The organism is Paenibacillus sp. MT124, from assembly GCF_058792755.1.
The window spans coordinates 3,538,833-3,560,442 of record NZ_CM179500.1; the positions used below are offsets into that span (position 1 = coordinate 3,538,833).

Sequence of the window (21,610 nt, forward strand, 5' to 3'; positions counted from 1 at the left end):
AATCGGTCCAATTATGTCGTTTCGTTGCTTGTTTTCTTATACAAAAAGTAATCAAAATCAGCATGCTGGCGGGTACCGCCAAGATCCTGCACACAGAGACCAATATAAGTTCCCGTAAATCGGATGTATTCCGGAGATTCATCGGACAGATGTGTGACATCCAACCATCCACCTGCAGGATACCAGGATGGGTCATCATCACATGCATAGTAAAAGCAGGCACGGTCATACTCATACGCCACCTTCAACCGAACCCGACTCACTGATTTCAAGGGAATATCCTCCAACAGTTCATCGTATATTCCGTATCTCGACTGAAGAATTCCCAAGCACGTTCCCTTCTCTTCATGATAGGTGACCCGTAAATAGAGATAGTCTTTGGTATCGTAGTACAGGATTAGTCCTGCCATTTGCTGTGGATGGTCTGGCGCAAATTCCAGGCAAGTTTCAGCTTCACACCTGAAATCCTGAAGCCTCCGGGCGACCATGCTTTGTCTGTGTGTCGAGCTCATGGACTCCATCCCGCGCAAGCGCAAGTAACCTGGACGTTCCGTCAAGCTGAGCCAAAATGGATCGGGTGGGATACGAAGGGTATTCCAATCGTTTCGGAGCTCTGATTGATCGAAATGGTCCAGTTCCGGTACCGGTTCAAATGGAACCGATGAGATTTTCGGTGCAGGCACCGAAACCTCCGGATGCCGACCACCGTTTGAAAGCTTCAGCCAGCCTTCATCGCTCCAGGTACACGGTTGAAGAGCAGTCTCACGTCCAAGGATGCAAAATTTCTCCTGAACTGGCCTTCCGACCAGATGGGCCATATACCATTCACCCGTGTGAGTTTCGACCAGACTGCCGTGACCAGCCTTTTGCAGATCTAAATCCGGTCTGCCGTATGAAGTGAGAATTGGATTAGCAGGGTCCACCTCATAAGGACCTTGCAGGGAACGAGAGCGGGCAACCGTAACGGCATGTTCATAACCCGTACCGCCTTCAGCCGTAATCAAGTAATAATAGTCTTTGTATTTATATAGATGAGGGGCTTCTGTCAGCCCCAGTTCTGTTCCCTTAAAAATATTAACGGCAGGTCCGATCAGCTTTTGGTCTTGAACAGAGTATTCCTGCAGCACGATGCCTGCAAACCGATTTTTGCCCTTCCGATGATCCCAGATCATGTTAACCAGCCACTTGCGACCATCTTCATCGTGAAACAAGGAAGGATCGAAGCCGCTGCTGTTCAGAAAAACCGGTTCGGACCATGGCCCTTCGATATCTGCTGCGGTCACAAGGTAATTGTGAGTATCTTTGAAAGCCCCTACACGGCTTTTGACATCTGTGTAGATCAGGTAAAATACACCATTATCGTAGCTAAGGCATGGCGCCCATACCCCTCCGGAATTGATATTTCCTTCCATGTTCAGCTGAGTGCTGCGGGTCAGCGGAGAAGTTATCGGCCGCCAATGAATCAGGTCCTGGGAATGGTGAATTCGTACACCAGGGAACCATTCGAAGGTGGAAGTGGCGATATAATAATCTTCCCCCGCCCTGCATATGGACGGATCGGGATGGAAACCGGGAAGAATGGGGTTGGTAATCATATTCATTATAGAAGCAACCTCCGGTATTAAAATAATGGCAGATTCAACAAATGATAAAAATGCATCACCATGCCAGTGCTTTTTTGCCAGCTTCCAGGGCAGTTATGATCCGGTCTACGTCATATATATTCCCTCTCCATGTTCCGCCGCTGACAGCTTGCAGCGCAGCCCAAAGCCTGGTATCATCCGGTAAATTTTCATCAGGACGCATATCTGGATGAAAGGTCCTTTGAGCCAGAATGAAAGCTCCTTCTTCCGGCGAAAACTCCGTATCTCCTTCTCCAATGAAGTTCACGCTGCCCTCCAGCTTGCTCCGATCCACAACGATGTCAATCAAGTCGCCGTTTCGGAGTTTGCCAATGGGCCCTCCTGCCAGTGCTTCGGGCCCAACATGGCCAATACATGCTCCAGTTGAAACTCCCGAGAAGCGGGCATCGGTGATGAGCGATACATATTTCCCAAAAGACAAATGCTTGAGCGCAGAGGTAAGCTGATACGTTTCCTCCATCCCGGTTCCTGAAGGCCCACGACCGAGCAGTACAACAACGTCGCCAGCTATAACCCCTCCAGTCTTAATGGCACGGATTGCCTCACGTTCAGTTGTAAATACCTTGGCCCGGCCACGATGCCGATACACGCCATGTTCATCCAGCACATCAGGATCAATCGATGTGGATTTGATGACAGAGCCTTCTGGCGCGATATTCCCGGTTGGAAAGGTCACGGTCGAAGAAATCCCAAGACGCTGCGAGTGCTCCAAGCTCATAATAACACTGTCCGGATCAATCCCGTCCTTCTCTTCCAATTGCTTGCGTATGAGACGGCGACGTTCTGACGATTCCCACCAATCCAGCACTTCACCCAGTGACGCACCTGTTACTGTAAGTACAGATTCATCCAGCAGGCCAAGCTGTCTAAGGTGAAGCATAACTTCAGGAACACCCCCAGCCTGGAAAACCCGTATGGTCGGATGGAAGATCGGTCCGTTCGGCAGAGCGCTAACCAGTCTTGGAACGTTCTTGTTCACCTGTATCCAGTCCTGTACCGTTGGCACAGTTAAACCCGCTGCATGGGCAGCAGCCGGGATATGAAGAAGCAGATTGGTAGATCCGCCGAATGCGGCATGAACGACCATGGCATTGCGAATGGACGCATCTGTAACAATGTCTGCCATCTTGATCCCTTGGGATTCCATGTTGATCAGTGCACGCGAAGATTGGCGCGCCATCTCGAACCAGATGGGCTGCCCTGAAGGTGCCAGAGCGGCATGCGGCACCGTCATGCCCATTGCCTCTGCTACCACCTGGGCGGTTGCCGCGGTCCCTAGAAACTGACAGCCGCCGCCCGGTGTAGCGCAGGCCCTGCACCCTAGCTCCGATGCCATTTCAAGAGAGAGCTCCCCATTTGCGTACCTTGCACCTATGGTTTGAATTTTACCTGCATCCTCCCCATCCGTAGGCGGAAGCGTAACGCCGCCGGGAACAATAACTCCTGGCAGCTGCGGCATACCTGCAAGTGCAAGCATCATGGCGGGCAATCCCTTATCACAAGTTGCAACGCCGAGCACGCCTTTTCGCGTGGGCAGAGATCGAATCAATCTGCGGAATACCATCGCGGCATCGTTCCGGTACGGCAGTGAGTCGAACATGCCTGTTGTTCCTTGAGACCTGCCGTCGCAAGGGTCGCTCACATAGCCAGCAAACGGGATCCCTCCGTGGCTGGATATTTCTTCTGCGGCAGCTTTCATCAGCAAGCCGACTTCCCAGTGTCCCGTATGGTAGCCAAGAGCTGCGGGACTGCCATCTTCATTGCGGATACCACCCTGCGTACTTAAGATCAGAAACTGTTTTCCGTTCAATTCTCCAGGCTTCCAGCCCATTCCGACATTCTGGGACATGCCGAACAAGTCGCCGCTTGGAGCATTCCGCAGCAAATCATCGGTTAAAGGCAGACGTCCTGTTGCCCCTGGAGCATGCGCTATAATATCATAGCTGCTTGACTCCTTCTCCCCCATAATCGACATTATCTGTTCGTACATGGTAGCCTCCCACAGTTTATGACTTCACAAAGACTGTTTTGATCGCCGTAAAAAACTCGATGGCCGCTTGCCCCTGTTCTCTGGAGTGCGAGCTTGACATCTTCATTCCACCGAACGGTGCCTGCAGTTCTACGCCGGCAGTTTCCGCATTAATTCTTACGAGTCCGGCATCCATATCCCGGATGAAGGACAGCATGGCCCCGACATTTTGTGTATAGATTGAAGCACTCAAACCATAATCGCTGTCATTAGCCGACGCGATGGCCTCTTCCAAGGAATCCACCGGAATCAAGGCCAGGACCGGGCCGAATATTTCTTCTCGGGCAATGGTCATGTGCGATTCGACACCTTCAAATACGGTTGGCTGTACATAAAATCCTTCTGCGAGCTCAGGATTGTCCGGTCTTTTTCCTCCGGCGAGCAGTACGGCACCTTCATCCTGTCCTTTTTGAATGTAACCAAGCACGGTACTCAGCTGGCTTTCACTCGCACATGGACCCATCCAGCTTCCGGAAGACATCCCGTCCCCAAGACGGATTTCCTGGATTTGCGAAAGCAGTTTTTCTTTAAAGGCATCATATACTTTTCGTTCAATAATGACCTTGCTGGTGGCTGTGCATTTTTGGCCAGTTGATTTCAAGCCGCCGCTGATGGTGGCCTCAACAGCCAAGTCCAAATCAGCGTCTGCCGCGATGATAATCGGGTTTTTGCCACCCATTTCAAGCTGATACTTGGCTCCACGAGCAAGTGCTGCGGCGCCGACCCGCTTCCCGACTTCATTGGATCCAGTAAATGTTATTCCGTTTACATCGGGGTGCTCAGCAAGTGCGGAGCCGATTACCGAGCCTTTCCCGCTCACGAGATTGAGAACACCAGCCGGGATGCCGGCTTCCTCGAAGCATTCCAAAACCTTGGCTGCTGTAACCGCCGTTTCCTGAGCTGGCTTCAATACAACGGTGTTGCCATAGATCAGAGCCGGTGCCGTTTTCCAGATGGGAATAGCCACCGGGAAGTTCCAAGGTGCAATTACACCTACAACGCCCAGCGGCACACGGGTCGTGAACATTAGTGCCTCCCGATCTGTGGAGGGAATCACATCACCCGTTTTTCGCATGCCTTCCCCTGCGTAATATCTCAAAATGGCGACGCCGCGCATCGTTTCTCCCTTGGATTCCGGGAATGTCTTCCCCATTTCTCTGGTCATGGCTTCCGCCACCTCGTCGGCCCGGCGCTCCAGCACATTAGCAGCTTGAAATAGATAATTCCCCCGTTCCGCACCCGTTAAGTTCCGCCAGGCCTTCGCAGCTTCTTTTGCCGCTGCGACTGCATGGTTCAGGTCCTCTACACCCGAGGCTGGCACATAACCCACGATTTCTTTTCGATTCGCCGGATTAATGCTCGGTTCCGTCAATCCAGACGTTGGTTTTACCCATTCCCCGTTAATAAAATTGTTATAGGTCTGCTCTAACTGAAATGCGCTCATCGCATTCATCCTCCTTCTAAACTAGTTTGAAATGACAGGATTGATCAGTGTCCCGATATCACTTATGGATATTTCAATGCGGTCTCCTGGTTCAAGGGTGAACTCATTCGGAGGCACGATGCTGGTGCCTGTCAAAAGTACCGTACCGTCATACAAATCGTTATCCCTTGCCAAAAAGGAAACCAGTTCATCCAGCTTGCGGTTTAATTCACTCGTACTCGCTTCACTTTTCACAACCATTGATTCATCCCGATAGATCTGGCAAACAATACTGAATTCATAGGGATTCTTGACCGTTTCCGCTAATCGAATAGCTGGACCTATGGAACAGGAATTGCGCCATATTTTGGCTTGTGGCAGATACAACGGGTTCTCCCCCTCGATATCGCGGCAGCTCATGTCGTTTCCGGCGATGTATCCCACAATGCTGCCATCCGCGGCAAGCACCAATCCCAGCTCAGGCTCCGGGATCTGCCAAGTAGAATCGCTGCGCAGCGTGACAGCCTCATTTGGCCCGACAGTACGCGCTGCTGTGGATTTAAAGAAGATCTCCGGTCTCTCTGCGTCATAGACCTTATCGTAGAAGGTTTCCGCATCCAACTTTCCATCCGTAGCTTCATAATTCCGCGCTTCCCGGCTCCGCTGATATGTCACACCTGCTGCCCACACTTCCGGTGCATCTACTGGTGTGATCAGGTGCAGAGAAGTCCAATCATCGGTCAGCTTGTTTACCGGTTTAAGAGCGCTTTCAATCCATTGAACCGGAGTAACACCCTTCTCCCTCGCCTGATAGATTAAAGTCATAAAATCTGCTTGCGGCAAACGATACGCTTGTTCATCATCCGTAACGGCTGCCAACCACTTCTGTTGTCCATCCAAAAATCGAATAATTCTCATTCCAGCTTGCCCCCTATCTCCCTACCGGGTTGATAACATTACCATAGCACCAGCAATGTTTCATGACGATGTACTTATCACTCCGACAACTTACCCTTTTCACGCATTATTTTTCTGTTAAAATAAATCTATTCGTATTTGGAATACAGAGCGTTACGAGGAGGTAGCTGTGACCAAACTTTCAGAAGCCGTATATTTAGGCCGTCTGCCCGATGTTCGCATGTCTTTTCAATTGCTCGGACTGCATGCAAGACAAGTAGATTCCAACTGGACGTATCCGTCTCATGAGCATTCCATGTATGAAATTCACTGGATGTTGGACGGCGAGATGAACATGGTGGTCAACGGTCAGTCGTACAGTCAATCCATTGGAGACCTTCTGTTTATCCGTCCGGGTATGACTCACTCCTGCACAGGTGCCGGACCGCAGGGTTTCACGTACTTTTCCGTTCATTTCAGCGTACACGATACCTCCTTCTGCAGAGAACTCAACCGCTGCAAGGACATTTATTATCCGGCAGATTCGAGCCTGGCTTCAGGACTGTCCTCTTCACTGTGTACCTTGTATGATCTGGCCACAGAACACTTATCCATGCCGTTGTCTTCCTCCAAACAGATGAAGGTCCATGCCGCCGTATTCGAACTTCTCGGCTCCCTGGTTGGCCAATTATCTCAGAACGCATCCGTTACCTTATCGAGAAAAGAAACCATCGCCCACCAAATTGCCGAGCACATTGAGGACTCCGTAAGATATATCCATCTTCATGGTGACGTTCGGGAGAGCGAACGAACCTGGATCCAAGACATTGCGAGGTCGCTGAACATTAGCCCTTCACAGATCAACCGGATCTTTCGGGAGGTATATGGTACAGCCCCGCGCAAGTTTTTATCAGAAACCCTTCTGAACGAAGCCCAGCGGCTGTTAAAACAAACAGACCTGAACATTGACCATATTGCGATGATGCTTGGATACAAGACCAATGCGCATTTCAGCCGTCAGTTCAAGCGATGGACGGGCATCACGCCAAGCGAATTTCGCATCCATTCCCAGCGGACTGCTGCAGCGGAGCATCTCGGTGATTGAAATACTTTTCCACATGAAATAAGCAGCTGCCGGGTTACCAGCAGCTGCTTTACTTTGTCTTAATAGTGTTTCAATCTGTGTAGCCGTTATTCTAATGTAAAAGAAGCCAGGCTTGCGCCTCCTGCTCCCCTGTAAGTCAAATACAAAGCCTGCCTGCCGTCTGGAACGGTAATGTCAGCCGTGTATTTTTTCCATTCATTTGTAAAATGTACCGGAATCGTTCCCAGTACAGGACCGTCCCATGCGGTTTTAATCTCAAATTCTCCATTGCAATATCCCCGGACCTTTACCGTGACCTGGCGAAGCCCATCACAATTGAAATATTTAAAACCTGCTGTGGCTGAATCCACCATATTGGCAATATATCCGACCTCTTCATCACCGTCTCGCCCATCCTGGGTAATCTTCGGAAAGCGGCTGTCCAGCCAAGCACCTCCTCCAAAACCGCCGGTATACATTTGATCATCTTTTGCAAAAAGATTACATGCAAGGTATGCGGGATATTCCCCTTTTCCTTCAAGCGGGCCCCCATTCACGCCGCAGGACGTCATTTCTACCTGAGATATCATTCCATGCTCGTCAAAAGAAATACGTTCAATGCAGCCCTGACGGTTGAATGCATCCCCATTGGTATGACGGTGATAGAAAATGTACCAGTCTCCATGGATCTCAACGATGCTGCCGTGATTGTTCCCACCATAATACATTGGCTTGTCAGCTGGTTTATAGGAGTCAATATGTAGATCGCAGTTGCTTATGATTACACCCTGATATTCAAACCCTTTGTTAGGAAATTTGCTGATCGCATAACATAATTCATGCATGACAATGGAGGAGTAAACCAAGTAGTAGGTATCCCCTCTTTTCCGGATGGAAGGAGCTTCGAAAAATTCATGTCCTTCGAATCCGCTGCCTTCGCTGTATGGCTGACTCGGCGCTATGAATACGGGCTCATCCACAATCGTCAGCATGTCAGGACCAAGCACCGTTGCCATCGCTCCGTGTCTCGATCGGTCTCCTGGCGCACAAAATCCGGTATAAAGATACGTACGCTCTCCTTCGGTCAGCACGCCTGGATCGAATTGGGGCTCGTCCCCTTCCCTTTCCCCCAGCCTGGTGCCATCCGAATATTTCACGTATCCGTAGAATTCATATTTGCCTGCTGGTGTATCGCATACAGCCACAGAAACAACCGGCACTTTATCCAGCACATAATAAAGATAATATCGTCCGTCAGGACCAACCGTAACGTCTGGGGCGTAAAGGCACATACTGCCGTCCGGATTAAGCGGATCATCTGACTTATGGTAGATTACACCTTCATTGCGCCAATTTCCGAGGTCGTCCACAGGCGCGGACCAACATACGTAGTCGTTTAGACAAAAGACATGTCCGTTAAACCGGTCATGCGAACCGTACACATAAACTCTATCCTCAAATACATAAGGTTCACCATCAGGGACGTACTCCCAGGATGGAAGATATGGATTTAACCCCTGTTTTTTCATAAAATCTACACTCCTCTTCAAAGTAATTAAGCAATATGAATCAAAAACGAATTCGGTATAATAGAAAAATAGCCCGTCTGACAAACTTACATGATATAGGTGAAAATCAATGACAAATATATTTTACGTTGAATATGACGCAGCACATCATAGCAATTTTGTTTTTGATATTCCCCAAGGACATCCCTGCTGGCTTTTGGTCATTACACAGACTCCCGCTCAGTTCTGGGTAGATGGAAAACTCAAGGAATACCCTCCTCATTGTGCTGTTCTTTTCGAGCCCCATCAAAAAATTTACTACCGAGCTTCCGCAGGGAATTATATTAATGACTGGATCCGCTTTGAAAGCAATGAAGCTTACGTAACCGAAACCTCGCTTCCCTATGGCAAGCCTTTTCCTTTGGATGATCCTGAATATTGCCACAAGCTGTTCCAGCTGCTCGTCGTAGAGAATTCATTCAATAAGGACTACAGAGAATCCTCCATTGATTGTCTGCTCCGAACCCTGTTCAACAAGCTGCTGGAGTCTTACTTCCAAGGCGAAATTAGTCCTCAGCACTACAACCTTTTAAAGCTGCGTGCGGCCATCCATAACAATCCAAGCCACCCCTGGACCATATCGGAAATGGCTAAAATTATTAGCATCAGTCCGGGATACCTGCAGTTGATTTACAAAAAATTGTTTGGCCTCTCGTGTATGGATGATGTTATTCACAGCCGGATTCGCCTAGCCAAAGAATATCTCAGGCATGATCAGTATACGGTTGCGGAGATTGCAGACCGGTGCGGTTACCGCAATGTGGAGCATTTTTGCAGACAATTCAAACAAATGACCGGTTCATCACCCAAGAAATTCCACAAACGCACGAGTAACTTAACTCCCGGCCCTGCAAATTCCGAAAAGGTCATCCTTTGATTCCGGTCATTGTAATCCCCTGAATAAAATATCTCTGTCCGATGAAGAAGAGGATTAGCACAGGAATAACGGTAATTAAAGAAACAGCCATCAGCATCTGTATTTGCGAGGAGCCAAAAGAATTCTGGAAGAACTGCAAACCGATAGCGAGTGTGAAATTCTGATCGCTGTTCAAATAGATCAGCGGAGACATGTAATCATTCCAGTGAAAGGTAATCGACATGAGACCGACTGTAATCAAAGCCGGTTTGATTGCGGGCAGCAGTATTTTATAATAAATCTGGAATGCATTGGCACCGTCGATATATGCGGCTTCATCCAAATCTTTCGGAATCGTTTTGAAGAATTGCCGCAGCAGGAAAATGTTAAACGCGCCTCCCCCAAAAAAGGATGGAACAATAAGAGGCATCAAGGTATCGAGCCAACCAAGTTTGGTGAACAAGAGATACGTAGGAACGAGAGTTACCTGACTGGGAAGCATCATGGTCGCAAGCACGATCGTAAATAACAATCCGCTGTATCGAGATTTAAACCGTGCAAAGCCATAGGCTACAAATGAAGCGGAAAGAACCGTTCCAATCGTCGCAAGTCCTGTTACGATTAAGGTATTCCATGTATAACGGGTGAAATCCGCATATTGCCAACCCTGAATGAAGTTATCCCAAGTGAACGTTTCCGGGATGATTTTGGGAGGCAGCGTATAGGCTTCCGAAGGGATTTTGAAGGCGGTTGAAAGCATCCATATAAACGGAAAGATAAACACGACTGCTATGATCGTCAATATCACATAACTCAGACTGACTTTAATCCGGCTGCTGGTTTTTTTACTTTTGTAATAAGCCTCCATGGTTGCACCTCCCCAATTTTAGTTATCGTAATAAACCCAGTGTCGGGAAGTCCGGTTTACGATGAGCGTGATGATCATAATAACGACGAACAATAACCAGGCCAGCGTTGACGCATAACCCATTTCGTTGTATTTAAATCCGCTGTTATAAATATGCATCATGTACGTGTAGGTGGAGTAGCTGGGGCCACCCTCGGTCAGAATGTAAGGCTGCATAAAGATCTGGAAACCACCAATGATCCCCATAACCAGATTAAAATAAAGCGTTGGCGTGATCAGGGGCAGGGTAATCTGCGTAATTTTAACGAAACTGCTCGCTCCATCAATCTCAGCGCTCTCATATAAGGCTTCCGGAATATCCTGCAGCCCCGCCAGTGTAATGATGATGGAATTCCCGATGGTCCAGATCGCCATAATAATAATCGCCGGCATGGCCCATTTCGTATCGCTTAACCAGTTAGGACCGGTAATACCGAACAGAGAAAGGAAATAATTGATAAAGCCAAACTGGGCATTAAAAATCCAGCCCCAAAGCAAGGTAACCGCAACCCCTGATGTGATATACGGAATATAGAAGCTGGTTCTGAAAAAACCAACTCCCTTTATTTTTTGATTGAGCAGAAGAGCAATCAGAAACGACAGGAGTAAACTGGCCGGAACTGAAACCAACACAAAATATAATGTGTTTAACAAAGAACGGTAAAAAAGTGGATCCTGTGTAAAGGCCCTGACGATATTATCGAAGCCGACAAATTGGCCTGAGCCGGTCATATCCATATCGGTGAAAACCAAAAAGATAGAATAACCCATTGGATATAAGGTGAATATGAGAAAACCTAAAAGCCATGGCGAGATAAAAAGGAAGAATTGTTTCTCCTCCCTGTTTGCAATGCGGTTGTTTCGCGCCTTCATTCTTTCGCCTCCAAAGCTGCCTCCTATTGAGACCGGATTAGGATAGAAGGGGGAAGATCACTCCCCCCTCGTTGTAACCGGGTGTTCATTATTCGTTTATTTACTTTGATGAATGGAGTCGAGAGCGGACTGAATTTGGGATGTATAGGCTTTGGCTGCTTCCTCAGCGGATTTCCCTTGAACAGTGACCTGCTGCCAGGTTTGCTCATAGAGGTCCCCCGCCTTTGCAATGGAGCCACCCCACGGGAAAGTTATGGCATCCTGCAACCCTGTTACGAAATCCACCATGGAGATATCTGTGCCTTCAATTTTCAAGTTGGCAAACGTACTATCCGCCGATTCTTTGGCCGCAGGAAGGTTTACCTTACTGTACAGATCTCCGACCTCTTTATTCAGAGAGACGGTTTTAATATAAGCCCACGCAGCTTCTTTATTTTTGGAATCCTTGTTCATGGCGAAGCCTGTCTGGAATTTAATGTTGACGGTTTTACCGGATGGATCTTTTGGAGGCATCACGATACCCCATTGAAAATTGGAACCGATATTTTTGGCAATCGTCGAAGCTTCAAACACACCCAGCGGATACATCGCAGCTCTGCCTGCAGCGAACATTTGGTCCATAGGCATGCTCTTGGCAGCCGCATCATCCGGCATTGCTTTTGCATTCACCAGGTCTCCGAACAACTGGTACCCCTTCAGCGTATTGGGATCATCCAGAGTCTGTTTGCTCCAATCCTCGTTATATGGCATCCCGCCGTATATAAAAGGAGCGAAACTTTGCAAGATCCAGTGAGACACAATACCATAGACCCGGTTGGCACCTTCACCCGAAGAGACCTGTTTGGCTGTTGCCGAAAAATCATCCCATGTCCAGTCATTCGTTGGGTACGGGATCCCTGCCTTGTCAAAAATGTCTTTATTATAAGCAATCATAAAATCCGAAGCGGTTGTTGGCATGCCTTCGCGTTTTCCGTCCGCATCGACATATCCCCCATCAACCCCCTGTGTTAACAATGCCTCGAGGTCCAGTTGATCCTTCTCAATATAGGGGTTTAAATCTTCGAACCATTTGGATCTCAACCCTTTCCAGTCTGGAGACATCATGATCACATCACCGGCATTCCCAGCAGCCAGAGCTGCATCCAGCTTGACATCAATGTTATCTGCCGGGAGCCAAACTTCATGTACCTTCACTTTTGGATACAATTTTTTGAAAATTTTAGTTGCTTCCTTTCGAGACTGGAGCTCCTCGCCGCCGCCCCACCCAAATACGGTAAGGTCACCGGAAATTTCTCCATTACCCGATGAATTTTCCCCTGCCTGATCACTGTTTGCCGAGCAGGCGGTGATCACTGTCACGAATATTCCGATAAGCAGAATGATTGCAAATTTTCTCATATATATCCTCCTTTTTATACTTAGGCGAGCGACTGGTGTCGTAACCCGAAGAATGAATTTGGATTCTCAAGTGGCAATCGAATAAAAAGGAAATACTAATCTATCCTCATGTAACGCCAAGGATCTACAACCTTCCAAACCTGAATTTGTCATTACATTGCAAGGTAAAATTACAGTTAGCGCATACTAAAACACCACTCTTTCTGCCTTGTTAGCGTTTCCATCGTTATTTAAAAGTAAGGTTTCTTCGTGCTTGATACAATGACATATCCTTAAGAATTATTGATGAATAATCATATTCTGAATTTGAAATCCAGGGCTTCAATTCAATGAATGCAAAAAAAGACGACTCTGATCTCCGCTGTTCAAAACGGTTAGAGTCGCCCTTTTCTCTTTCTATTTCTTTCATTTTGTTGAAAACTATGATGTGCGATAACGGCTTGAATAGTCCAAAGTAAGAAGGCTATCAGCAGACGCATTGGCCTTTTCTGCATCAAGCAGACGGCGGAACAGGAACACCAGATTTAGCAGCAACAGGTTTTCGGTTTCTTTAAGCGGAATACCTATGAGCCGTTCCAACTTCTCCAGTCGGTAAGCTGCTGTATTGCGGTGAATGTACAACCTGGAGGACATTTCATTGATGTGGCCATTACAAATTGCGTACGTTTCCAGTGTCTGTAGAAGCTCAGGGTCATAACCTTCTACTGTAAGCAGGCTGCCAATATAGCGGTCGACATATTGTTGCATTTGCTCTCGTGGAATATCTTGAACCAATCGGAGAAGATCTTCCTGAACGGCAGATAATCTACCAGCTTTTGCGGTCATGGCTTTCCCTCCTTGAAATGGGACCTACTCTTTTCAAGATCAAGCATGACTAGCTACTTATGTTCACTTCTCCCGGGCAGACAATACTGAATTCCCTGCCGGTACCATGGTTAGGAAATGGCGACGCTTCACTATACGTCAGCTGGCCACGCAGCAGTGTCATCTTAACTTTACAGCCAAAGCTGCGGCCAATGTAAGGGGAATGACGATGCTTCTGATAGAGGTCTGATTCTATAAGTGTATAAGGAGCATTTAGGTCAACCAGGGCCAGGTCGGCATCGCAGTTCAATGCAATTCGTCCCTTCGCTTGATCCAGTCCGAATCGTTCGGCTGGGGCACCAGACAACAGACGCGCCAGCATTGGAAGGGAAACTCCCCTTTTCAGATATCCTTCATCCAGCATCAATTCGAGCGTGCTCTGTACACCGGCAATGCCGCCCCACGTTTCAAACATATCATCCCCTGTCTTCATGCCTGCTGGGCAGGGTGAATGATCCGAAGTTAAAAAGTCAATCCAGCCTTCCTGTAACCTGTCCCATAGCTTCCCCTGTTCTTCCGCATCACGCAAAGGAGGTGCACACTTCGCTACAGCACCCATGACTGCAAAATCATTGTCAGTCAGACATAGATAGTGCGGACAAGTCTCCAGGGTTACATCAACTCCCGCTAGCCGGGCTTCACGGATTCGTTTTGCAGCAGATTCACTGCTAATGTGGACAAAATGCAATCGGCATCCGCTCTCGGATGCATAACGCAGCGCCGTTTCCACTGCTTCCACCTCTGCCTCTATCGGACGTGAAGCTGTATAGCTCGCGGGGTCGAACCGCCCCAAACTGCGGGCCGCACTAGTGAGTCTTGCAATAGTAGGTTCATGTTCAGCATGGAGTGCCAGCAGTTTGCCTGTCTCCGCAATCATTCGCATCCCTTCTCTGAGGGTTTCGTCGTCTGACCGACGAAATCCGTCCTTGTCCTTGTCCCCCGGAGAAGACATGAAGGCTTTGAAACCGATGACACCGGCGTCAGCCAACAGCGGCAGCTCTTTAAGGTAACCGGGCATAAGTCCACCCCAAAATCCATAGTCCGCATACGTTTTACCTGCCGCGCGGTCTCTTTTTTGCTGAAGTGCACGAACTGTAATTGTAGGAGGAACAGCATTGAGCGGCATATCCAGAAAGCACGTTCCTCCTCCGGCAGCAAGAGCAGCGGAACCCGTCTGGAATCCTTCCCAGGATTCCAGACCCGGCTCATTAAAATGTACATGAGTGTCTATAACGCCAGGCATCACGGTCAATCCATGTGCATCAATGATTTGGGCCCCCGAAGGATCAATGTTATCTGCGATTTCAGCAATCAATCCATTCCTAATACCGATATCCTTTCGCTCAACGGCTGCTTCCGTAACGATTGTTCCGCCTGTAATGACCAGATCATACGATGTTGCGGATTTCATGCTTGCTCCTCCTTATCCATACGTAAGGTTGTAACAGCACATCAGCAATCTTCTATGTGTTCATGCCGATAAGCCTTGCCGGATTTGTCGCTACCATCCGGTAAATATCATCCGGAGCGAATTGATAATCGAGCATGCTGGCAATCATTGTTCTCATCCCTTGCACAGGCGTTGAGGCCGCACGAATCCCATAGTCCGTCCCAAGAACGAACTGATCGATTCCCACTTCACGGATGGTATTCATCCATTTCGTCGCATTCGAGAATCTGCCGAGCTCAGCTCCCATATCCATGTATTCTCGTTCCACATAGTAATGGGTTCGGGGGACATCAGGATACAGCCAATCCACAAGGCATGCCTCTAGAAAAGCACCCCTGGCGGCAGCAGATTTTTGCTCTTCGATTGTCATTTGTCCACGGACGGGATGAGCGATTAACACCTTCGCTATGCCGTATTGTTCTGCAAGGTCCAGCAGACGGAGGGCTTCCGGCACAGATACATGACCCGTATTCAGATAGACCTCCGGATGTTCTGCCACCATGCTTAAGATCTCATCCAGCGCTTCTGGAACAGGACCTTCCAGCGGTATTGACGTCGCCACAGACAGCTCTTTCTCCACGAATTTCGGATAGGCATCCTTAAACGGAACAAGCTTCCCATCGATCAGTGTGGACTCACGCTCAGCTGAATGGCGTGTACAATGTGATCCGAAGCTGATGAAGCGGCAGCCCTCTTCCATATGCAGTGCGGTTTTTACGGAACGCGGATTCATACCGCCATGGCAGGAATTCATCAAATAACCCCCATACGTGTGAATGCCCGGTACATGACGGTTCACTACCCAGGCCATTCCTGAAGCCCAGCCGAATACATCATAGTACACAATGCTCCTCATACCTGCAGCTGCGGCTTCTTGCGCTACCTGAATCGGGTCCAGATGCCCAGGGTTAGAGTTCAACACCGGCCCTGCATGTACATGACTATCAATGGCACCAATCAGAAGCTCATCTGGCAGTTCCATTGACCTCCGATAAAAGGATTCATTCCATTTCGTACGATCTGGTGTCCGCTTCTGTGGTTGTTCTTGATTGGAGTCAAAAGTAAGCATAGTAATCCCTCCGTGAACGATGAATTTTTCGCGATTATCCCTTGATAGCTCCCGCCATAACGCCGGAAATAATCCGCGAACTGAATACAAAATAAATAATCGTGACAGGCAGCATCGATAATATCATTCCGGCCATCAACTGTGGATAATTGGTGCTGTGCTGGGACTTAAAATAGGACATCCCGAGCGGAACCGTGCGCAGCGACTCATCATTAAGCAGGACGAGAGCAAATGAAAATTCATTCCAACAGGAGAAAAATTGTAAAATTGCGACCGTTGTCAGTACAGGTACGGCTATCGGCAGGATAATACGGTACATGGTTCCACTGAAGCTAAGGCCGTCGATTGCTGCTGCTTCCTCCATTTCTCTTGGAATGCCCATCACGTAGCTGCTGACCAGCATGATTGGTAAAGACAGGTTAAAGGCAATATAAGGGATGATGAGCGTATACCAGTGATCTGCCAGCCCCCAATTTTTAAATAGCAGGTAGATGGGAACAAGTAGAGCGTGAATGGGTACCAGCATACCGAAAAGGTAATAAAAGATCATTGCTCTCTTCCCCTTGAAATCCAGCCGGGCCGTAATATAGCCTGTTACATATGCAATTGCCGTAATGCCAATGACCGACAGGAAGGTAATCCTCGCACTGTTCCACGATAGCTGCAGCATATTCGTCAGCTTAATCGCTTCCCAATAATTACTAAACTGCGGTGCACTTGGCAGACTAAGAATATTGTTGGCAAATTCTGCTTGTGTTTTCAATGATGAATAACCGATCCAGAGCAGCGGTATGATACAGCTCGCGGTAAAGAGCAGTAATAAGGCGTTCACTGCGAGCTTGGCTGGATTGGGAAGGAACCGACGGGGACTGCGCTGGGATTGTAGTTCCAGTTGTAACTCCATTTTTACACACCTCCCTTGGAGTGATTCCGGCGCTGGAGTAGAAGTGTGGAGAGCAGGATCATAAGCATGGTTAGCGTAATGATGGCAATGGCGAGCGCAGAACCGTATCCATACCGGAAACGCAGGAAAGACGTTTCATACGCATATAACGCCATCACCGAGGAAGAGTTGCCCGGACCGCCCCCGGTCAGTGCGTAGATATGCTCGAATCCGCGCATATTGTTGGCAATACAGAGCAGTGAAGCAACGACAAGGGTAGGTTTGGCCAAAGGAATGATGATATACCAGGCTTTGCGAACACCTGTTGCTCCATCCAGTTCAGCAACCTCCAGAACTTCCTTATTGATTGACGATAGCCCTGCCAGCATAAGCAGTGTGAAGAACCCGATATTCTGCCAAGACAGAGGTATGGAGGCCAGCAGAACGATTGGGCCTGTCAGATCCAGCCAGGATTGCACCAATGCTCCCAAGCCAAGTTTGGTTAGTCCGGCATTGAGTAAACCGTAGTTATAGTTGTAGACCAGCATCCATAGAAAAGCGATAATTACCGGGGCAAGTGTAGAGGGGAAATAACTCATTGTCCGATGCAGCCCTTTTAGTTTTACCATTTTGGACATCAGCAGCAGAGCAAAAACAAAACCGAACCCTACTTGTCCAATCAAGCCATAAGCTGTCATCAGCACATTGTTCAGAAATGAATGCCAGAACACATCATCCTGAAGAATTTCCTTGTAGTTTCCCATGCCGATATACGTTTTTTTGGGACCTCCTGTCCAGGAGTAGAAGCTGTCTCGAAGAGCAGCAAGTATGGGAACCAGCACGACAAATGAATAGATAAGAAGACCCGGAAGCAGATATGCCATAAGCACCCAGCCTTTCGGTCGCAGCGCCTTGCCCATGTTCTCACTCCTTTAATAATAAGTTATGGATGATTTAAAAAAGTCTCATAGGCTTGTTGTGTTTCCTCAGCCAGCTGCTCGGGTGTTCTGGAACCAGCCATTACACCTTGAATCCCCGTATTTAGCACTTCTACGATCGAAGCATCAAACCAGAGGTCAAAGATTTTAGTCGCGTCAGCTGCCGCGCTGGCCTCGTAAGCAGCCAGGGCTACCGGATGCAGCTTCGCAGTATCGAAGTCTCCGGGATCATAGGCTGGAAATCCTCCGACTTCTGCCATAAGCTTGGCGCTATCCGAACCGGTCATATACTCTAGCATCGTCATGATGGCGTCTAACTTTTCTCCGGCTTCTACCCCAGAGTTAACGCTATAATAGACACCGGCGCCCCCGGAAGAACTGAGCGGATTGCCAAGTCCGTTCTCGACGCCCGGAAAGACGGCAACTCGTGTACTGGCCTTAATCCCATCCGGTGCATTGTTTACGATATTCATTGCTGACCAGATTCCGCTGACAAAGGCAGCCGATCGTCCTTCAAAGTAATAGTTAACCATGGTGTCGTTGTCGACAGAATTCAGGTCCTTATTCAGATAACCGGCTTTCGCCAGCTCACTCATGATGCCAATTCCCTGTATGAAACCTTCATCGGTAAATTTAGCACCATCGCCGTTCAAAATGGACTCCGTCCATTCCGGGCCATTGATCCGATCAGTCAACGCACTGATCCAGCTGGACATGGCGTATCCTTTGGACTTGTCTCCGTATGAGAACAGGTTAATGCCTTTTTCGGCCAGTTTGTCTCCGGCATCCATCAGATCAGGCCAGCTCGCTGGAAACTGGTCGTAGCCGATGCTTTCGAACATATCAGCATTATAGTAAATCAGATGCGTAGGCCCTGCTGCAATGGGTATCCCGTAAATTTGACCTTCACGGGTTCCGGCATCCAGTGTTCCAGCACGGTAACCGTCTCGCCATTCAGGGCGCTTGTCCAATTCCTTGTCCAAAGGGAGTACGATTTCGTTGTCCACAAAATTGGTCATCCATGAGCCGGGTACGATGAATACATCAGGCATATCGTCAGCCGCTGCCAGTGCCTGTGCCTTAATGGAATAGTCCTCGTTCTGAAGCTGCTCCTCTATGATCTCGATATCCGGATAATCTTCCCTGAACCGCTTCAGTCCATCAAGTACTGCGGTATCTTCCGGACTTTTGCCGATATTGGATTCCTGATACCTGTGCATGAGCGATATCGTAATGGTATTGCCACTTTCAGCTGCTGATTCCCCGTTCTCTCCACTGCCGCAAGCACTAAGCACAGACGATGCCACCACCATTAACCCCAGCATGAATGACCGTTTATTCAAATCTCTCCACTCCTTTGGATGCATTTACAGGTAATTTAGAATCCAAAATTGGATACAATCCTATCCAAAAAAAATCACTTTTGAAAGATCTCTTTAAAATTCAGGACATTGGGCGCCGTTTCAGTGAAATTTAGTGAACGTTCGATTTGCCAGAGATGCTCTGTCATAATGCGAGCTGCCTGCTCACCATCTTGCTGCTGAATCGCCGCTAGCAAGTCTACATGATCATGGCAGAAGCTCTGATCCGTCCCATACAAGGCGATGATGACAGAGGTGAGTGAGATCAACTCCTCGAGAAAATGATAGTAGTAATAGTTATCCGATAGTTCTGCCAGCTTAAGGTGTATATCTACCGTGACATCCAATGCGCCAACGATATCACCTTCATGGCTAGCCTGATGCTCCTCCCGGATCAGAGCCTCGATAGGGAATAACTGCTCCGGCTTCACGGTTGCGCATAACTTTTGAACCATTGAGGTTTCGATAACCCTACGCATTTCAAAAACTTCTCTTGCTTCATCAACACTAGGACAGGAGACAAAAGCTCCCCGGTAAGGTATAACCGTGACCAGCTTCTCCATTTCAAGCCTTCTCAGCACGTTTCGGATTGGAGTGCGGCTGACCTCAAAAGCCTCGGCCAGTGCATCCTCCACCAGTTGGGAGTTCGGCAGCAGCTTGTGCTGTGTGATCGCCAGTTTGATGTCCCGGTAGATTTCCCTCTCCTTTCCTTTAGTCATATACGTCACCACTCCATCTCTTCTTAGGGATACCTACTAAATTAAGAATGAATGAACTCTTAATTGAATATTATGATAGTTTTAGTCCTATTGAACGTCAATATATGTAACCTTATTTCGGAAAAATGCACAATAAAACCGAACGATATTCCTGTCCCTTCATTTATACGCCCTATATAAGTTAATACCTAACACAATAATGATATGTATTATAGCGAATACCTAGCTAAAAAAAGATAATAAGGAACGCACTCTGCACCTTCACCCTCGCTGTTCCAGCAGCTAAATTCATATTTGTTAGTGTGTAATCCCACGGAGCTTGACTAGAAATTGTCTCGATAAAATAAAAAAAGCCGCTAAAATGGTATTATCCCCTTTTAGTAGACATGAGAAAAAAGACATCTGTTAAGATGAACTTAATCATGTAAACGAAGGGGATTTTTTCATGGCTAAAAAAGGTCAAACATTCCGGCGGTACTCTTTGGATTTGAAATTGGAGGCAGTTCGGCTGGTCAACGAAGAACATATGAGTATACGTGAAGTAGCGACACGTTTAGATATTCAAAATAAATCTCAGGTACAAGTGTGGGCAGCCAAAGCTAAACAGGGAATGAGTCTAGAACCTGCTACACCCAAACGGGGACGCCCTAGAACCAAGTTTTCCAGTATGGAAGAAGAGATGGCGTATTTGCGGGCGGAAATTGAATACTTAAAAAAGCAGTATCCAAATCTACACAAGGAGTGACGAGTAAAGCAGCCAGATTTCAAATCATTGAGGACCTGAGAGCACGCCATGGTCTGGCTCGGCTCTTGAAGTTAGCTGCGGTTTCCCGCTCGGGTTATTACAAGTGGAGAAAAAGCATAACAGCAGCAAAAGAGCGTAGACATAAGGAACATGAACTAGAATCCCATTTGCTTGCCATCCATCGCGTGCATCCTTACTTTGGCTATCTTCGAATGACCGTAGCTTTACGACGGGAAGGCCTTCGAGTCAACCACAAAAAGGTGTACCGATTAATGAAACAATTAGGCATCTGTTCTGTCATTCGAAAAAAGCGTCGATTCTTTGGAAAACAAGCCTCTGTGGTGAACCCGAATCGGCTGGAGCGTCAGTTTCGGGCGGATACACCACGAACGAAGCTGGTTACGGACATTACCTATATTCGTGCTGGAGAACACTTTGTGTATCTCTCTGTTATTCAGGATTTATACAATAACGAGATTGTAGCGTGGCATCTTTCTGAACGAAATGACCTTGCTTTGGTTCATGAAACGCTGGATAGACTCCGTCAGCACGTGGATCTGAGTGGTGTAATCCTACACTCGGATCAAGGATTTCAATATACTTCGAAGCCCTTTAACCGTAAACTGAACCAGCTCGGCATGCTAGGCAGTCATTCCAGGCGTGGAAATTGCTTAGATAATGCTTGTATTGAGTCTTTTTTCTCTCATTTAAAGACCGAGAAAATATACTTGAATAAGGCGGCAAACAAAGCAGAGGTTGAGCAGCAAGTGAGTGAATACATACTGTTTTACAACCAAAACCGATTTCAGAAAAAACTAAACGACCGTTCCCCGGTAGAATACCGGGAAACGGCCGCAGCTTAAATTTTGTCTTTTTAGAACTGTCTACTTGACAGGGTTATGA

General features: G+C 47.9%; 18 protein-coding genes. 3 read left to right on the forward strand and 15 right to left on the reverse strand.

The features are described 5' to 3' along the window. Nucleotides 1–11: 11 nt before the first annotated feature. From AC3RCI_RS16085 to AC3RCI_RS16100, 4 genes are read right to left on the reverse strand one after another with little or no spacing between them, the layout of a single operon-like run. Nucleotides 12–1,601, reverse strand: a complete 1,590-nt coding sequence (locus AC3RCI_RS16085; protein ID WP_492525446.1) for a glycoside hydrolase family 43 protein — start codon at nucleotides 1,599–1,601, stop codon at nucleotides 12–14. A gap of 58 nt (nucleotides 1,602–1,659) precedes the next feature. Further along, complete coding sequence (locus AC3RCI_RS16090; RefSeq protein ID WP_492525447.1) at nucleotides 1,660–3,633, reverse strand: YjhG/YagF family D-xylonate dehydratase; 1,974 nt, start codon at nucleotides 3,631–3,633, stop codon at nucleotides 1,660–1,662. Between the two features lie 16 nt (nucleotides 3,634–3,649). Then, the gene (gene gucD, locus AC3RCI_RS16095) at nucleotides 3,650–5,116 is read right to left on the reverse strand and encodes an alpha-ketoglutaric semialdehyde dehydrogenase GucD (protein ID WP_492525448.1); all 1,467 of its coding nucleotides are present in this window, start codon (nucleotides 5,114–5,116) and stop codon (nucleotides 3,650–3,652) included. A gap of 21 nt (nucleotides 5,117–5,137) precedes the next feature. After that, nucleotides 5,138–6,013 (reverse strand): fumarylacetoacetate hydrolase family protein, encoded by an 876-nt coding sequence (locus AC3RCI_RS16100; protein ID WP_336781717.1) that lies wholly within the window; start codon nucleotides 6,011–6,013, stop codon nucleotides 5,138–5,140. A gap of 169 nt (nucleotides 6,014–6,182) precedes the next feature. Between AC3RCI_RS16100 and AC3RCI_RS16105 the strand changes: the two genes are divergently transcribed. After that, on the forward strand, nucleotides 6,183–7,097 hold the full coding sequence (locus AC3RCI_RS16105) for a helix-turn-helix domain-containing protein (protein ID WP_154894070.1): 915 nt from the start codon (nucleotides 6,183–6,185) through the stop codon (nucleotides 7,095–7,097). A gap of 86 nt (nucleotides 7,098–7,183) precedes the next feature. On the opposite strand, the gene AC3RCI_RS16110 is transcribed toward AC3RCI_RS16105, so the two are convergent. Further along, complete coding sequence (locus AC3RCI_RS16110; protein WP_492473351.1) at nucleotides 7,184–8,605, reverse strand: family 43 glycosylhydrolase; 1,422 nt, start codon at nucleotides 8,603–8,605, stop codon at nucleotides 7,184–7,186. A 109-nt stretch (nucleotides 8,606–8,714) separates the two neighbouring features. On the opposite strand from AC3RCI_RS16110, the gene AC3RCI_RS16115 reads away from it, so the two are divergent. Beyond that, the gene (locus AC3RCI_RS16115; protein ID WP_492525449.1) at nucleotides 8,715–9,521 is read left to right on the forward strand and encodes a helix-turn-helix transcriptional regulator; all 807 of its coding nucleotides are present in this window, start codon (nucleotides 8,715–8,717) and stop codon (nucleotides 9,519–9,521) included. Here AC3RCI_RS16115 and AC3RCI_RS16120 read toward each other — a convergent pair. From AC3RCI_RS16120 to AC3RCI_RS16165, 10 genes are all read right to left on the reverse strand, one after another. After that, nucleotides 9,511–10,368 carry a carbohydrate ABC transporter permease gene (locus tag AC3RCI_RS16120; RefSeq protein ID WP_218029805.1) on the reverse strand — a complete coding sequence of 286 codons (858 nt, stop codon included), beginning with the start codon at nucleotides 10,366–10,368 and terminating at the stop codon, nucleotides 9,511–9,513. The two genes, AC3RCI_RS16115 and AC3RCI_RS16120, sit on opposite strands and share 11 nt — an antisense overlap. Before the next feature lie 18 nt (nucleotides 10,369–10,386). Continuing rightward, nucleotides 10,387–11,280, reverse strand: coding sequence for a carbohydrate ABC transporter permease (locus tag AC3RCI_RS16125; protein WP_492525450.1), 894 nt, complete (start codon nucleotides 11,278–11,280; stop codon nucleotides 10,387–10,389). Nucleotides 11,281–11,376: 96 nt separating this feature from the next. Next, the gene (locus tag AC3RCI_RS16130) at nucleotides 11,377–12,678 is read right to left on the reverse strand and encodes an ABC transporter substrate-binding protein (protein ID WP_492525452.1); all 1,302 of its coding nucleotides are present in this window, start codon (nucleotides 12,676–12,678) and stop codon (nucleotides 11,377–11,379) included. Between the two features lie 420 nt (nucleotides 12,679–13,098). Continuing rightward, nucleotides 13,099–13,503: a PucR family transcriptional regulator gene (locus AC3RCI_RS16135; protein WP_492525454.1), complete on the reverse strand. Its 405-nt coding sequence runs from the start codon at nucleotides 13,501–13,503 to the stop codon at nucleotides 13,099–13,101. 49 nt (nucleotides 13,504–13,552) lie between these two features. After that, the gene (allB, locus tag AC3RCI_RS16140) at nucleotides 13,553–14,953 is read right to left on the reverse strand and encodes an allantoinase AllB (RefSeq protein ID WP_492525456.1); all 1,401 of its coding nucleotides are present in this window, start codon (nucleotides 14,951–14,953) and stop codon (nucleotides 13,553–13,555) included. A gap of 52 nt (nucleotides 14,954–15,005) precedes the next feature. Beyond that, nucleotides 15,006–16,061 carry a DUF6282 family protein gene (locus tag AC3RCI_RS16145; RefSeq protein ID WP_127536977.1) on the reverse strand — a complete coding sequence of 352 codons (1,056 nt, stop codon included), beginning with the start codon at nucleotides 16,059–16,061 and terminating at the stop codon, nucleotides 15,006–15,008. 34 nt (nucleotides 16,062–16,095) lie between these two features. Further along, complete coding sequence (locus AC3RCI_RS16150) at nucleotides 16,096–16,965, reverse strand: carbohydrate ABC transporter permease (RefSeq protein ID WP_492525458.1); 870 nt, start codon at nucleotides 16,963–16,965, stop codon at nucleotides 16,096–16,098. Nucleotides 16,966–16,967: 2 nt separating this feature from the next. Further along, nucleotides 16,968–17,864 carry a carbohydrate ABC transporter permease gene (locus tag AC3RCI_RS16155; RefSeq protein ID WP_492525460.1) on the reverse strand — a complete coding sequence of 299 codons (897 nt, stop codon included), beginning with the start codon at nucleotides 17,862–17,864 and terminating at the stop codon, nucleotides 16,968–16,970. A gap of 23 nt (nucleotides 17,865–17,887) precedes the next feature. Next, entirely contained in the window at nucleotides 17,888–19,225 is a 1,338-nt protein-coding gene (locus AC3RCI_RS16160) for an ABC transporter substrate-binding protein (RefSeq protein WP_492525462.1), read from the reverse strand. Between the two features lie 74 nt (nucleotides 19,226–19,299). After that, nucleotides 19,300–19,962 (reverse strand): GntR family transcriptional regulator, encoded by a 663-nt coding sequence (locus tag AC3RCI_RS16165; RefSeq protein WP_492525464.1) that lies wholly within the window; start codon nucleotides 19,960–19,962, stop codon nucleotides 19,300–19,302. Between the two features lie 445 nt (nucleotides 19,963–20,407). Between AC3RCI_RS16165 and AC3RCI_RS16170 the strand changes: the two genes are divergently transcribed. Then, nucleotides 20,408–21,570, forward strand: a protein-coding gene (locus AC3RCI_RS16170; protein WP_492525466.1) for an IS3 family transposase whose coding sequence is annotated in 2 segments (ribosomal slippage) — nucleotides 20,408–20,672 and nucleotides 20,672–21,570 — 1,164 coding nt in all. Because the reading frame shifts where the segments join, the coding sequence is not laid out codon by codon here. The last annotated feature ends 40 nt before the right edge of the window (nucleotides 21,571–21,610 follow it).